This window comes from Roseobacter litoralis Och 149 (genome assembly GCF_000154785.2).
Taxonomy (GTDB): Bacteria; Pseudomonadota; Alphaproteobacteria; order Rhodobacterales; family Rhodobacteraceae; genus Roseobacter; species Roseobacter litoralis.
Genome location: NC_015730.1, coordinates 1,632,122 through 1,645,392, shown reverse-complemented (window position 1 = coordinate 1,645,392; position 13,271 = coordinate 1,632,122). Strand labels below are relative to the sequence as shown.

At 56.7% G+C, this 13,271-nt stretch carries 15 protein-coding genes; 6 read left to right on the top strand and 9 right to left on the bottom strand.

What is annotated here, in order from left to right:
• Nucleotides 1–9: 9 nt before the first annotated feature.
• Nucleotides 10–774 carry an ABC transporter ATP-binding protein gene (locus RLO149_RS07725; RefSeq protein ID WP_013961522.1) on the top strand — a complete coding sequence of 255 codons (765 nt, stop codon included), beginning with the start codon at nt 10–12 and terminating at the stop codon, nt 772–774.
• 12 nt (nt 775–786) lie between these two features.
• A complete protein-coding gene (locus RLO149_RS07720) occupies nt 787–1,542 on the top strand; it encodes an ABC transporter ATP-binding protein (RefSeq protein WP_013961521.1) in 756 nt (251 codons plus the stop codon).
• 232 nt (nt 1,543–1,774) lie between these two features.
• Here the strand turns inward: RLO149_RS07720 and RLO149_RS07715 are convergent, their stop codons facing one another.
• Nucleotides 1,775–3,280, bottom strand: coding sequence for a class I adenylate-forming enzyme family protein (locus RLO149_RS07715; RefSeq protein WP_013961520.1), 1,506 nt, complete (start codon nt 3,278–3,280; stop codon nt 1,775–1,777).
• 151 nt (nt 3,281–3,431) lie between these two features.
• Between RLO149_RS07715 and accB the strand changes: the two genes are divergently transcribed.
• From accB to aat, 3 genes are read left to right on the top strand one after another with little or no spacing between them, the layout of a single operon-like run.
• Nucleotides 3,432–3,920: an acetyl-CoA carboxylase biotin carboxyl carrier protein gene (accB, locus tag RLO149_RS07710; protein ID WP_013961519.1), complete on the top strand. Its 489-nt coding sequence runs from the start codon at nt 3,432–3,434 to the stop codon at nt 3,918–3,920.
• A gap of 11 nt (nt 3,921–3,931) precedes the next feature.
• On the top strand, nt 3,932–5,284 hold the full coding sequence (gene accC, locus RLO149_RS07705) for an acetyl-CoA carboxylase biotin carboxylase subunit (protein WP_013961518.1): 1,353 nt from the start codon (nt 3,932–3,934) through the stop codon (nt 5,282–5,284).
• A 12-nt stretch (nt 5,285–5,296) separates the two neighbouring features.
• Nucleotides 5,297–5,929 carry a leucyl/phenylalanyl-tRNA--protein transferase gene (aat, locus tag RLO149_RS07700; RefSeq protein WP_013961517.1) on the top strand — a complete coding sequence of 211 codons (633 nt, stop codon included), beginning with the start codon at nt 5,297–5,299 and terminating at the stop codon, nt 5,927–5,929.
• Here the strand turns inward: aat and RLO149_RS07695 are convergent.
• The 6 genes from RLO149_RS07695 to RLO149_RS07670 form a co-directional block, all read right to left on the bottom strand.
• A complete protein-coding gene (locus RLO149_RS07695; RefSeq protein ID WP_013961516.1) occupies nt 5,893–6,252 on the bottom strand; it encodes a DUF2155 domain-containing protein in 360 nt (119 codons plus the stop codon). The two genes, aat and RLO149_RS07695, sit on opposite strands and share 37 nt — an antisense overlap.
• Entirely contained in the window at nt 6,249–6,695 is a 447-nt protein-coding gene (gene mlaD, locus RLO149_RS07690) for an outer membrane lipid asymmetry maintenance protein MlaD (protein WP_013961515.1), read from the bottom strand. Before mlaD ends, RLO149_RS07695 begins: the two co-directional genes overlap by 4 nt.
• Nucleotides 6,696–6,700: 5 nt before the next feature.
• On the bottom strand, nt 6,701–7,084 hold the full coding sequence (locus RLO149_RS07685; protein WP_013961514.1) for an NADH:ubiquinone oxidoreductase subunit NDUFA12: 384 nt from the start codon (nt 7,082–7,084) through the stop codon (nt 6,701–6,703).
• Between the two features lie 81 nt (nt 7,085–7,165).
• The gene (locus tag RLO149_RS07680) at nt 7,166–7,528 is read right to left on the bottom strand and encodes a RidA family protein (protein WP_013961513.1); all 363 of its coding nucleotides are present in this window, start codon (nt 7,526–7,528) and stop codon (nt 7,166–7,168) included.
• A 137-nt stretch (nt 7,529–7,665) separates the two neighbouring features.
• Entirely contained in the window at nt 7,666–8,931 is a 1,266-nt protein-coding gene (gene clpX / locus RLO149_RS07675) for an ATP-dependent Clp protease ATP-binding subunit ClpX (RefSeq protein ID WP_013961512.1), read from the bottom strand.
• A 138-nt stretch (nt 8,932–9,069) separates the two neighbouring features.
• Entirely contained in the window at nt 9,070–9,696 is a 627-nt protein-coding gene (locus RLO149_RS07670) for an ATP-dependent Clp protease proteolytic subunit (RefSeq protein ID WP_013961511.1), read from the bottom strand.
• A 159-nt stretch (nt 9,697–9,855) separates the two neighbouring features.
• On the opposite strand from RLO149_RS07670, the gene RLO149_RS07665 reads away from it, so the two are divergent.
• The gene (locus RLO149_RS07665) at nt 9,856–11,049 is read left to right on the top strand and encodes an FAD-binding domain-containing protein (protein ID WP_245538138.1); all 1,194 of its coding nucleotides are present in this window, start codon (nt 9,856–9,858) and stop codon (nt 11,047–11,049) included.
• A 265-nt stretch (nt 11,050–11,314) separates the two neighbouring features.
• Here the strand turns inward: RLO149_RS07665 and RLO149_RS07660 are convergent, their stop codons facing one another.
• Nucleotides 11,315–12,373 (bottom strand): ABC transporter ATP-binding protein, encoded by a 1,059-nt coding sequence (locus tag RLO149_RS07660; RefSeq protein ID WP_013961509.1) that lies wholly within the window; start codon nt 12,371–12,373, stop codon nt 11,315–11,317.
• Between the two features lie 4 nt (nt 12,374–12,377).
• A complete protein-coding gene (locus RLO149_RS07655; protein WP_013961508.1) occupies nt 12,378–13,169 on the bottom strand; it encodes an IclR family transcriptional regulator in 792 nt (263 codons plus the stop codon).
• Nucleotides 13,170–13,271 lie beyond the last annotated feature (102 nt).

The window sequence follows — 13,271 nt, the reverse complement described above, 5'->3', positions numbered from 1 at the left end:
GACGACGTTATGGGAATTCTCGAAGTCAAAAACGTCAACAAGCGGTTCGGGGGCCTGCAAGCCCTCGGCGACGTGAACCTCTCCATCGCAGAGCAGTCGGTGCATGCGATCATCGGGCCGAATGGCGCGGGCAAGTCCACCTTGCTGAATTGCCTCGTGGGCAAACTGATCCCGGATACAGGGTCGGTCATGTTTGACGGGCAGTCCGTGCTGGGACGCAAGCCACACCAGATTTGTCAGATGGGCATCAGCCGGGTGTTTCAGACCCCTGAAATTTTCGGCGATCTGTCCGTTCTGGAAAATATGATGATCCCCTGTTTCGCCAAACGGGACGGCGCATTCGAGTTGAACGCCATCACCAGCGTGATGTCGCAAAAAGACGTGCTCGCCAGCGCCGAACATATGCTGGAAGACATGAATATGGCTGACAAGCGCGAGATGCAGGCCAGTTCTCTGTCGCGTGGTGACAAACGACGGTTGGAAATTGGCATGTGCCTCAGCCAACAACCCCGCCTGTTGCTGCTGGATGAGCCAACAGCTGGCATGGCACGCGCTGACACCAACAACACCATCGACCTGCTGAAACAGATCAGCGACGAGCGCGACATTACCATCGCGATCATCGAACATGATATGCATGTGGTCTTCAGCCTTGCGCAGCGTATCACGGTTCTGGCACAGGGCACGCCGCTCGTTGAAGATACGCCCGATAACATCAAGGGTCACCCGAAGGTGCGCGAAGCATACCTCGGCGAAACCCAGACTGCGGCCTAAGGAGATACTGAAATGAACGTCAAACCCGATTTCTCCAAGAACGCCAATATGGCCGCAACCGCCCCGGCCTTTCTGTCGGTCTGGGACATGCATGCCTATTACGGTGAAAGCTATATCGTGCAGGGCATCAGCTTTAACGTCCATGAGGGTGAAATCCTTGCCCTCTTGGGGCGCAACGGTGCTGGCAAGACATCCACCTTGCGCGCCATTGCGCGGCTCGGCGACCCGGAGCTTCGCCACGGCGAAATATGGCTCGATCACCAGCCGCTGCACACGATGAAAAGCTATGAGGCGAGCCAGGTGGGGCTCGGTCTCGTCCCCGAAGATCGGCGCATCATCGCAGGCCTCACAGTTGAGGAAAACCTCAAACTGGCACAGATCGCGCCGCCAATTGGTTGGTCACTTGACCGCGTCTACGATCTGTTCCCGCGCTTGCGCGAGCGCCGCACACAGGAAGGCGTCACGCTCTCCGGTGGGGAACAGCAGATGCTGGCGATTGCCCGCGCCCTGTGTCGCGACATCAAGGTGCTGCTGCTGGATGAACCCTATGAGGGTCTCGCCCCGGTGATCGTTGACGAGATCGAAAAGACCCTGCGCATCATCAAAGAGCAGGGCATGACGACCATTCTTGTAGAGCAGAACGCGGTCCGGGCGCTGGAGCTTGCCGACCGCGCGGTGATTTTGGACACGGGCGGGATAGTCTTTGATGGCTCCGCTGCTGAAGTGCTCGAAAACAAAGAGCTGCGTGAGGAATACCTCGCTATTTGAGCGCTGAGGCCATCGCAACAGGCGTGCCCTGACCTGTCTTGGCCGGGCTCTCAGCAGCGCGACCCGGACTGTTGAGCGAACGCATGCGTTTGGCAGAAAACCGGACGCATCATGCACCCGCAGATGCGACGATCTCCGTTATTTCGGGCAGCGCACGTTACGCGCAGTATGGAGCGATGTCTTCGTGCGCGTGCCTGCGATACTGGGCAGGGTGAGCAAGTATGCCTCTCACTCAACCCTTTGCCAACAGTTTGCGCAACTCGGTTTTAAGCACTTTACCATAATTGTTTTTCGGCAAGGCAGTGAGCGTCACGTATTCTTTCGGCCTTTTGAAACGCGCGATATGATCAAGGCACAGCTGGTCCAGCCGCGCCGGATCCATCTCGCCGACAACAAATGCGACTACCTCCTCGCCCCACTCCGGATGTGGGCGGCCCACGACCGACACTTCGGTGACGCCGCCGTCCTGCAATAGAACTTCTTCGACCTCGCGCGGGTAGACGTTTGATCCCCCCGTGATGATCATGTCCTTTGATCGGTCTTGCAGCGACACATAGCCATCTTCCGACATGAACCCCATATCGCCGGTCATCAGCCAGCCATTCAGCAGGGTTTTGGCCGTCGCCTCCGGGTTGGCCCAGTATCCGGGCATGACCGTGTCGCCGCGCACCATGATCTCTCCGTGCGCGCCGACGGGCAGCGGCTTGCCGTTTTCATCACCAATCGCGGCCTCGACTGCGGATTGCGCACGCCCGACAGATTGCAACCGGCGCGCCCAATCGACATGCGTCCTGTCTGTCACATCCGCGCGGGACAAGGCGGTGATGCCCATCGGACATTCACCCTGACCATAAACCTGAATAAAGATGGGCCCAAAGTGATCCACAGCCGCGATGATATCCGCGTTATACATCGGCCCGCCCGCGTAAATAATCGTGCGCAGCCCCTCGCCGCGATGTCCCGTCGCAGAGGCATGTTGGGTCAGCCGGTTGACCATCGTGGGGGCTGCAAAAAGATGCGCATTCCCGAAATGCTGCGCCAGCGTCAGGATTTCGTCCGGATCAAAGCCCCCCGAGGGCGGACAAACGTGGCGCGCCCCGGCCCGGATGTGGATCATGTTGTAAATGCCTGCGCCGTGGCTCATCGGGGCTGCATAGATCGTGGCATCGTTCGGAGAAACGGCATCAACATCCGTGACGTAACACAGGCTCATCACGCTGAGCATGCGGTGGGTGATCATCACCCCCTTGGGCTTGCCCGTCGTCCCGGATGTATAGAACAACCAAGCCAGATCATCCCCCTCGCGCGGTGTCACAGCCTCAATTGGGGCATGTGATTTGATGTCGTCAAAAGCGGCGCCCGGCACTTCGGTCTGATCGGTGGTGGCCCCTGCCTGGCTGAGCGATGCCATCAACTCGGGCGAAGTAAACACATGTTTGGCACCGCTGTCCTCAAGGATAAACGCAGCCTCGCGGCCGTGTAATTTGGCATTGATCGGCACCACGGCCGCCCCAACGGCCCAAATCCCATAAAAGACCGTCAGATAATCTGGCACATTTTTCATGAACAGCGCGACCCGGTCCCCCGGCCCCACACCCTGCCCCGACAGCCAGCCCGCCACCGCGCGCGCCTCACGCCAAAACTGACCGTAATCCGCGACACATGTCTTGCCAAAGAAAAGCGCGGGGCGCTCAGGGGTGATTTGCGCCTGTCGCTCAAGCCAATGTGCGAGGTTCACCACTTGCTCCTTCTGCTGGTTTGGAGTTTACCCGCTCTGCGCAGCGCTGCAATAGGCGGGTTTCCATGGCGTCACCCTTCGCATATAACAAGCGCGCAGGAACAAGGGCCGATGCCAATACGGCCTGCCCAGAATATGGTCGAGGATATTAATGACAAAAAAGAACCATGACGCAGATGTGGCATTTATTCAGGCCCTTGCAGAATTGCTGCGTGAAAATGACCTGACTGAGCTTCAGGTCAAAAGAGACTACGGCGCGGATGACAGCCTGAACGTGCGGGTCAGTCGACACCAGCAACAGGTCTTCACGCAGGTCGCGGCAGCCGCGCCAGCCTCCCCCGTGGCGGCACCTGCTGCAACACCCAGCGCGTCGCCTGCAGAAACCGCAGATGACCCTGCCGATCTGCCGGGTGCTGTGACCTCTCCCATGGTCGGCACTGTCTATATGCAGGCTGAGCCCGGCGCGCCTGCCTTTATCTCCGTCGGCACCAAGGTGGCCGAAGGCGACACGCTGTTGATCGTCGAAGCAATGAAGACCATGAACCACATCCCGTCCCCCAGATCCGGCACCGTCAAGCGCATTGTCGTCGAAGATGGCGCCGCAGTCGAATTCGGCACTCCGCTCGTTATCCTCGAATAGGAGCGACCAGCATGTTCAACAAGATTTTGATTGCCAACCGCGGCGAAATCGCCCTGCGTGTTGTGCGGGCCGCGCGCGAAATGGGCATTGCCTCTGTCGCGGTACATTCAACTGCCGACAGTGACGCGATGCATGTGCGCATGGCCGATGAAAGCATCTGCATCGGCCCACCCGCGAGCCAGCAAAGCTATCTGTCCTTTCCCGCTATCATCTCGGCCTGTGAAATCACGGGCGCAGAGGCGATACACCCCGGTTACGGGTTCTTGTCAGAAAATGCCGGTTTTGTTCAGATCGTTGAAGATCACGGGATCAGCTTTATCGGACCAACCGCTGAGCATATCCGTGTCATGGGCGACAAGATCACCGCCAAAGACACGATGAAAAACCTCGGCGTGCCTTGTGTGCCCGGATCTGAGGGTGGCGTTCCAACACTTGAGGATGCACAACGGATTGGTGCAGAGATTGGCTACCCCGTCATCATCAAAGCGACCGCAGGCGGTGGTGGCCGCGGCATGAAAGTCGCCCAGAACGCCGAGGATATGGAAAAAGCCTTTATGACCGCCCGCGCGGAAGGCAAATCCAATTTCGGCAATGATGAAGTCTACATCGAAAAATACCTCACGACGCCCCGACATATCGAGATACAGGTGTTTGGCGATGGCAAGGGACGCGCCGTGCATTTGGGGGAACGGGATTGCTCTTTGCAACGCCGCCACCAGAAAGTCTTTGAAGAGGCGCCCGGACCGTCCATCTCTGCCGAAGAACGCATGGCCATTGGCAAGGTTTGCGCAGATGCCGTTGCGCGGATCAACTACATCGGCGCTGGCACCATCGAGTTTCTTTATGAAAACGGCGAGTTCTATTTCATCGAGATGAACACACGCTTGCAGGTTGAGCACCCAGTGACCGAAGCGATTTTCGGCGTTGACCTTGTGCGCGAACAAATCCGTGTGGCCAGCGGCATGGAGATGTCCTTTCAGCAAGAAGACCTTGCAATCAACGGACACGCTATCGAGGTGCGTATCAATGCGGAGAAATTACCGAATTTCACGCCCTGCCCCGGTCGCATTACCCAATATCACGCGCCCGGCGGTCTTGGGGTGCGCATGGATTCGGCGCTCTATGACGGCTATTCGATCCCGCCCTATTACGACAGCCTGATCGGCAAGCTGATCGTGCATGGTCGTGATCGACCCGAAGCCCTCGCACGCCTGCGTCGCGCGCTTGGTGAGTTGATCGTTGATGGCGTTGATACGACCGTGCCGCTTTTCCATGCGTTGCTGGAAGAAGACGCGGTTTTGTCGGGTGGATACAATATCCACTGGCTGGAGCAGTGGCTGGACGCAAACCTCAGCGCAAGTTAAGGGTCTGTCGTCATGCGATTGACCCCGGACGTGCTGATGCAGGCCTATGCGACGGGTATTTTCCCAATGGCGGAGCATCGCGATGATCCGGACATTTTCTGGGTTGATCCCCTGCGTCGCGGGGTCATGCCTTTGCGCGAGTTCCATGTGTCACGGTCGTTGCGCCGCCAGATGCTGCGCACAGGCTTTGAAATCAGGGTCGATCAGGATTTTGCAGGCGTTGTGGATGGCTGCGCGGATCGTGCTGACACATGGATCAACGATGAAATCCGAAGCTTGTACAACGCGTTACACGAACGAGACCAAGCGCATTCGCTTGAAGTCTGGGAAGAGGATACGCTGGTTGGCGGGGTTTACGGTGTCACGCTGGGGGCCGCATTTTTTGGCGAAAGCATGTTTTCACGCCGCACCAACGCATCGAAAATAGCGCTTGCCTGTCTGGTGGACCGGCTGCTCGATGGTGGTTTTGCGCTGTTTGATACGCAGTTTTTAACCGACCACCTTGCCTCCCTCGGTGCCATCGAAATCAGTCGCGCAGAATATCAAAAAGCGCTTCAAAGCGCCTGCGCCCGTCCAGCAAGTTTTGTAAACCCGCCCCTGCGCACCCCTCAGGAGGTCGTGCAGCGCATCACCCAGATGTCATAGCGCGGATGGTCCATCGCGGAGAGCGCCGGGGATGACGCGATCATCCAACCTGAGAAGATGTTGGCCCCGGAATTAATGTCACGCACATTCAGAGAGGCAAAAGCGTCGCCCGATGGGTTGCCCACCGGGTAGCGGCAGGAATTCAAGGTGATGCTGATGCGTTCCAGCTCCGCAGTCTGACCCCTTGGTACGATGATTTCGAAGGTATCACCATTTATTCGGTCAACACCACGCAATTGCGCGCCGGTGGCTTCGGTTGCCGCCTGCTGTGCAAGTGCGGCCGAGGCAGTGAACACAAAAGCCAGACAGGATCGCAGGATCATTCAGAAGAGCCGCCCACGAATTTCAACAGCAGCGACACAAGACTGACAGCGCCCTGAGTATCCTCAATCTGGTCACCTGCCGCGTAGAAATAAGGCGAACCGCCCGGTACGATTTCAACAAAGTTGCCGCCCAGCAGGCCCTCAGACGATATTATGATTGCGCTGTCGTCCGGAATTTCGATCTCTGAGCTCAGCGATACCGTCGTGTCGGCGCGATATGTTTCCGCGTTCAGCGTGACCTCGGACACGGTGCCTATTTTGACACCCGCCAGGCGCACATCGCTGCCCACATTCACACCTTCAAGGCTGCGAAAGCTTGCCTCAAGTGGGTATGTCGCCGATCCCCCCGCATAGCCTGAAATTTGCCCGGCGTAGACGACGAATCCGATTGCGGCGGCGAGGACACCCGCCCCAACGAGAACTTCAGTTGTATGTTCAGCCATCTTGTTTACTCCGGCGTCCACGCCTCATAGTCACGGCGCGGTTCTGGTTCTGCCCGGCGAATGGAACCTTTTGGCGCATAAGCCAGAGCCGTCCCTGTGAGGTTTTCCTGATGCGGCTTTTGCCACGGTTTATGATTCAACGGCGATTCACTCGGTGTGGTATCCCAAGTATGATGCAGCCACCCATGCCAGTCGGGGTCGACGCGGCTTGCCTCGGCTTCACCATTGTAAATCACCCACCGGCGCAATTTGTCCTTGTTTTCATAAAACACATTGCCCTGACTGTCTTCACCCACTTTGATACCATTGCGCCATGTCCAGAGCTGCGTATTCAGCGTTTGCCCGTTCCACCAAGTGACGGAGCGCAAAATAGAAGTCAAAAAGCCCATGGTTTTTCTCCGATCAAACCGTTTCGATAGCTATGGCGGATTATACGCAAAACGTCCAGATGGATGCGCGGTTTGCCGCGTCTAGTCAGGCAGCAAAGCTGTCACTTCGATCTCAATCCTGAATTTTGGATCAATCAAGTTGCATTCGATCATCGTGGCAGCCGGTGGGTGAGCACCGAAAGCGGCGCGCAAGAGCGGCCAGCAGGCTTCAAAATCAGCGGCTTGGGGCAACATATACGTCACGCGCACCACATCCGCAAAGCGGCACCCGGCTTTGTCCAGTGCAGCCTCAATGACGGCAAGTGCGGATGCGCATTGTTCTGTGACTGTCTCGCCCTCACCGACCGTACCAGAGACATGCACCCAGCCGCCTGCGACCACGGCCCGACAATATCCAACTTGGGCCTCGAAAGCGCCGCCAGACGGAATGCGTTTTATTGACATGACACTGTCCCTAATGCGCGCTGGTTTCTTGTTGCGACACACATCCCTTGCCGCTGGAATTGGTCTGACAAAACAACCGTGTTTTCAAAAGCAGGCCGCGATGTCCTACCTTCCGATACGGTCAGGGTTGCCAAAGATCATCCGGCGCTTGCAGGTTCTTTGCTCGCGTCTGCATGGATCATCAAAGGTGCAGCGTCAGAATTCACGGCCTCTTCGTTCACCACAACCTCGGTTACACTATCCAAACCGGGAAGTTCGAACATGGTATTGAGCAGGATGTCTTCCAGAATGGACCGCAGCCCACGGGCTCCTGTTTTCCGTTCGATCGCACGTTTCGCAATGGCTGAAAGCGCATCATCGGTGAAGGACAGTTCGGTATCTTCAAGCTCGAACAAACGCTGATACTGTTTGACCAATGCGTTCTTGGGCTGGGTCAGGATCGTAACCAACGCATCCTCATCCAGATCTTCCAAGGTAGCAAGCACCGGCAAACGACCCACGAATTCCGGGATCAATCCAAATTTCAACAGGTCTTCGGGCTCCAGGTCAGTAAAGATTTCGCCAACCCCGCGGTCATCATTCCCCCGCACATCGGCACCGAAACCCATTGCCGAGCCTTTACCGCGTGCCGCGATAATCTTGTCGAGACCCGCGAAGGCCCCACCGCAGATAAACAGGATGTTCGTCGTATCGACCTGAAGGAATTCCTGTTGCGGGTGTTTACGCCCCCCTTGAGGAGGAACGGATGCAACGGTCCCCTCCATCAGCTTGAGCAAGGCCTGTTGCACGCCCTCGCCCGATACATCGCGCGTGATCGAAGGATTCTCGGATTTGCGTGTAATCTTATCGACTTCATCGATGTAGACGATGCCGCGTTGTGCCCGCTCGACATTATATTCAGACGACTGCAACAGCTTGAGAATGATATTCTCGACATCCTCACCAACATAGCCCGCTTCGGTCAGCGTTGTAGCATCTGCCATGGTAAACGGCACATCCAGAATACGCGCCAGCGTTTGAGCCAACAGCGTCTTGCCGCACCCCGTTGGTCCGATCAAAAGGATGTTGGATTTTGCCAATTCAATGTCGCCGCCTTTTTGGGCGTGATTGAGGCGTTTGTAATGGTTGTGCACGGCCACGGACAAAACGCGTTTCGCCATCGCCTGACCAATAACGTAGTCGTCAAGCACAGCGCAGATGTCTTTCGGCGTCGGAACACCGTCGGTTGCCTTCAGCCCCGACGCTTTTGTTTCTTCGCGGATGATATCCATGCAAAGCTCAACACATTCATCGCAGATGAAAACGGTCGGTCCGGCGATCAGCTTTCGCACTTCATGCTGACTTTTGCCACAAAAGCTGCAATATAGCGTGTTTTTGCCGTCTCCGCTTGAATTCGTCGCCATTTGAAGCCTTTCCGGTATCGCGTCCTTTGGAGAGCAACCAGCGGTCTGGAATGCTCTCCATGTTCTGTATCAGTTTAGGCCAGCCCCAGTCCGTCCACAATCGCTAAATGGTAAACGAACGGTTAGACAAAAGCCTCATTACGTTTCGGCATCATCTTTGCTGCGATTTTCAACAATCTCATCGATAAGGCCAAAGTCTTTCGCCTCTTCAGGAGACATGAAGTTATCCCGCTCCAATGCGTTTTCGACTTTTTTCAACGTCTGGCCCGTGTGCTTGACGTAAATCTCGTTCAGTCGATCCTTGAGCTTCTGCGTTTCCGCAGCGTGGATCATGATATCCGTCGCTTGGCCCTGATATCCGCCCGATGGCTGGTGCACCATGATCCGGCTGTTGGGCAGCGAAAAGCGCATGCCGGCCTCACCTGCTGTCAGCAACAGCGACCCCATCGAGGCCGCCTGACCGATCACGAGCGTCGACACCTTGGGTTTGATGTATTGCATCGTGTCATAAATCGACAGACCGGAGGTGACGACGCCGCCGGGGCTGTTGATATACATCGAAATTTCTTTCGCCGGATTGTCCGCCTCAAGGTGCAAAAGCTGTGCCACAATAAGGGACGACATTCCGTCATGCACAGGGCCGTTCAGAAAGATGATCCGCTCTTTCAGCAGGCGTGAAAATATGTCGTAGGCGCGTTCGCCTCTGCTGGTTTGTTCCACGACCATGGGAACAAGGTTCATGTATGTTTCAATCGGGTCTTTCATGTGGAATGCCTGTCTGCTGCCTCGTTGTCAGGACCATACCTGCGAACGGTTGACAGAACATTAGTGTTGGTAAGAAGGAGCCGCAAGGGGGGCAACACAACTTTGGGTTTTGCTGTTGACCTGCCTTCCTGCGCCTCTATGTCGCCGCAGATGTCACAGATGTTCCTCCCGACGCACACCGCCGCTCTTGAACGGCTTTCAGCATTCGTTCCGCAGGCGGGCCGCGATTATGCCACGCGGCGAAATTATGATTTTGGACCGGGCAATCACACCCATGTCTCAGGCCTTTCGCCCTACCTGCGCTGTCGGCTGATCACTGAAAGTGAGGTCGTGAATGCTGTACTGCAGCGTCATAGCATCGCGGCTGCAGAAAAATTCATGCAGGAAGTTTTCTGGCGCACCTATTGGAAAGGCTGGCTGGAATTACGTCCGGCGGTCTGGACGCAGTATCAGGTGGCGCTGGATCAGGCGTGGAATGACGTTCAGACACAAGCCGGTTTGCGCGCCCGTTGGGAAAACGCCTGTCGTGGCGAGACAGGGATCGACTGTTTCGACGCATGGGCGCATGAGCTGGTCGAGACCGGATATTTGCACAATCACGCGCGCATGTGGTTTGCATCCATCTGGATTTTCACGCTTGAGCTGCCATGGGAACTGGGTGCGGATTTCTTTCTGCGTCATTTGCTCGATGGCGATCCGGCATCAAACACATTGGGCTGGCGGTGGGTTGCGGGCATACAGACCCAAGGCAAGACCTATCTGGCGCGCTCAAGTAACATCTCGAAATTTACTGAAAATCGCTTTCACCCCAAATGGCAACTGGCCGGCGAAGCCATTCCACGCAGTGCCCCCCTGCCCCCGGAACCGCGCAGCCTGCCGCCTGGTACGGCATACGATCCGGCACGACGGACCGGTTTTCTGCTGCACGAAGAAGACCTCAGCCCCGGCTTCTTTCTCAATATGGTTGACCCGGTTGCCTGCGGGGTATTGAAGCCTCAAACCAAATTCGGCCCCTTGGAAAGCGCACCCCACATTGCCGGTTTTCGCAGCGCCGCACTGGAAGATGTGACAACCCGTTGGGGGGACCGCTTGGGCCCGCAGACACCTTTGACCTCGGATGAGGACATTCAGAACTGGGCCAAGGCGCAGAACCTTGAGCAGATCGTGACGCCCTACGCCCCTGTCGGGCCCGTTGCCACACTGCTAGCGCAGGCTTCAAGAAAGGACGACGCAACGCCGATTATTCAACTGATGCGCCCCTATGACCGAATGACCTGGCCCCATGCAACTCGTGGTTTTTTTCCGTTCAAGAAGAAGCTACCGACCTTCATTGCCGATATACAGGCCGCTTGAATTCAAATTAGCAGGAAGGGACATGCAGCACCGGCACTGCTGTTTTCCGGCGTTGTATGCGGCCGCAAACTGCGCTGCGATCGTTCGATCTTGTTGATTTTTACTTGATATATCTTGCTAATTTACATGCAATATCTGTGCATAAATGGCGTAAAAATTGCCGAAAACCGACAAAATCACGAAGAAAGCGCATATAGCCACTTATGCACGCAAGAGAAGCAAAGACTACGACCAAATGATAACGCGCAGGAAAGACCCGCGACGGCTAACGCAGCCGCAAACCGCTCTCGCGCTCGAAAACCATCACGCGGCGCTCTTCGAAGGTGACATCTACAACATCGCCTGCCGCAGCGCGTTCATCGCCGCGCTCTTCCACGATCATCCGCTCACCGGTTGGTGTGTCGAGATGCAGATAGGAAACACCGCCCAAGGCTTCAGAGAGTTCAGCTTTCAACGCGCCCTGCCCCTTCTGGACCACCAGATGTTCGGGCCGGACACCAAGGATGACCGCGCTTCCGACACTTGGCAACGCGACCTGAGTGGAGACGGTGCGACCCAAACCGGGCACCTCGATGCCCCCGTCAACCACCGTGCCATTTAGAAAGTTCATGGCTGGTGACCCAATGAAACCTGCCACAAACCGATTGTCAGGGTCGCGGTAGAGTTCAAGCGGGGCACCCACCTGTTCGATATGACCGGCGCGCAGCACGACGATCTTTTCCGCCAGCGTCATCGCTTCGACCTGATCATGGGTGACATAGATCATGGTCGCGCCGATTTCCTTGTGCAGGCGCGCGATCTCCACCCGCATTTCGACGCGCAACTCTGCATCGAGGTTCGACAGCGGTTCATCAAACAGGAAAACCTCCGGCCCGCGCACGATGGCGCGTCCAATGGCGACCCGTTGCCTTTGACCACCAGACAGGGCTTTTGGTTTGCGCTTGAGGTACTCATCCAGCTTGAGGATATCAGACGCGCCATTCACCTTTTTGGCGATCTCATCCTTGGGCACGCCGTTCATCTTAAGGCCGAACCCCATGTTTTCCTCAACCGTCATATGCGGATAAAGCGCGTAGGTCTGAAACACCATGGCAACACCGCGTTCTGAAGGATCCATGCGCGTCACATCACGCTCACCGATATGAATGTGTCCCTCACTGGTCTCTTCCAAACCGGCGATCATGCGCAGCAGCGTGGACTTTCCACATCCTGATGGGCCAACAAACACACAAAACTCACCATCTTCGATCTCAAGGTCGATTCCATGGATCACCTGCGTTTCGCCATAGCGTTTGATCGTCTTCTGAAGCGTGACACCTGTCATTTGATTACGTCCCTGTCATTTGAGGCATTGCATCGGGAAAGCGCCAGTCCTGCACATCGGCAGCAATGGCAGTGGCGGTCCGGGCGAGGCATGGCGCAAGCGCTTCCAGCTGATCCAACGAGATGATCCGCGTTGACCCCGTGATCGAAAGCGCGCCCAGCACACGCCCCCCCGGTGCAAGGATCGGTTGCGCGATGCAGATGATCCCGGGTTCGTGTTCTTCGCGGTCAAAAGCGTAGCCGCGCGCACGGATATTGGTCAGCTCGGCGCGGAGTGCGTCGGCGGTAGAATATGTATTGGGCGTAAAGCGATGGAAAGACTGCTGCGCAAGGACCCCCTCCAAGTCACCGCCCGGCAGGAACGCCAACATCGCCTTGCCCACACCCGTGCAATAGGCAGGACCGACCTTGCCCGCATCGCTGAACATCTCAATGGGTTGGGCCGCGTTGCGCTTATCCACATAGAGCACCTGTGCATTGTCCAACTGCGCCAGATGCACCGTCTGGTCAATCTCTGCGCTCAACCGGTCAAGATGCGGTCGCGCAATCGGTGCCAGCGAGCTCTGCGCCCAGGCCGCATGGGCAAGCCGCACCAGACGCACGCCCAGACTGTAGGTCTGACGTTCCGGATCATAACTCAGCATGCCTTGCGATGTGAGCGTCTGCAAAAACCGATAAAGCGTCGCCTTGGGAAAGTGGCTTTGCGCCAACAGCGTGGCAAACCGCACAGGCTGGCCAAATTCCGCAACCTGATCCAGCACATCAAGTGCCTTGCCTACCGTTCCATCACCGGACATGCCCTGCGGGTCCCTTCATCTCACCGGGGTAGACGGCACAAAACGCTGCATCGTTTGATCCGACCACGCGCATTTGCACCCGTACCCCACCGCATGTTCTCG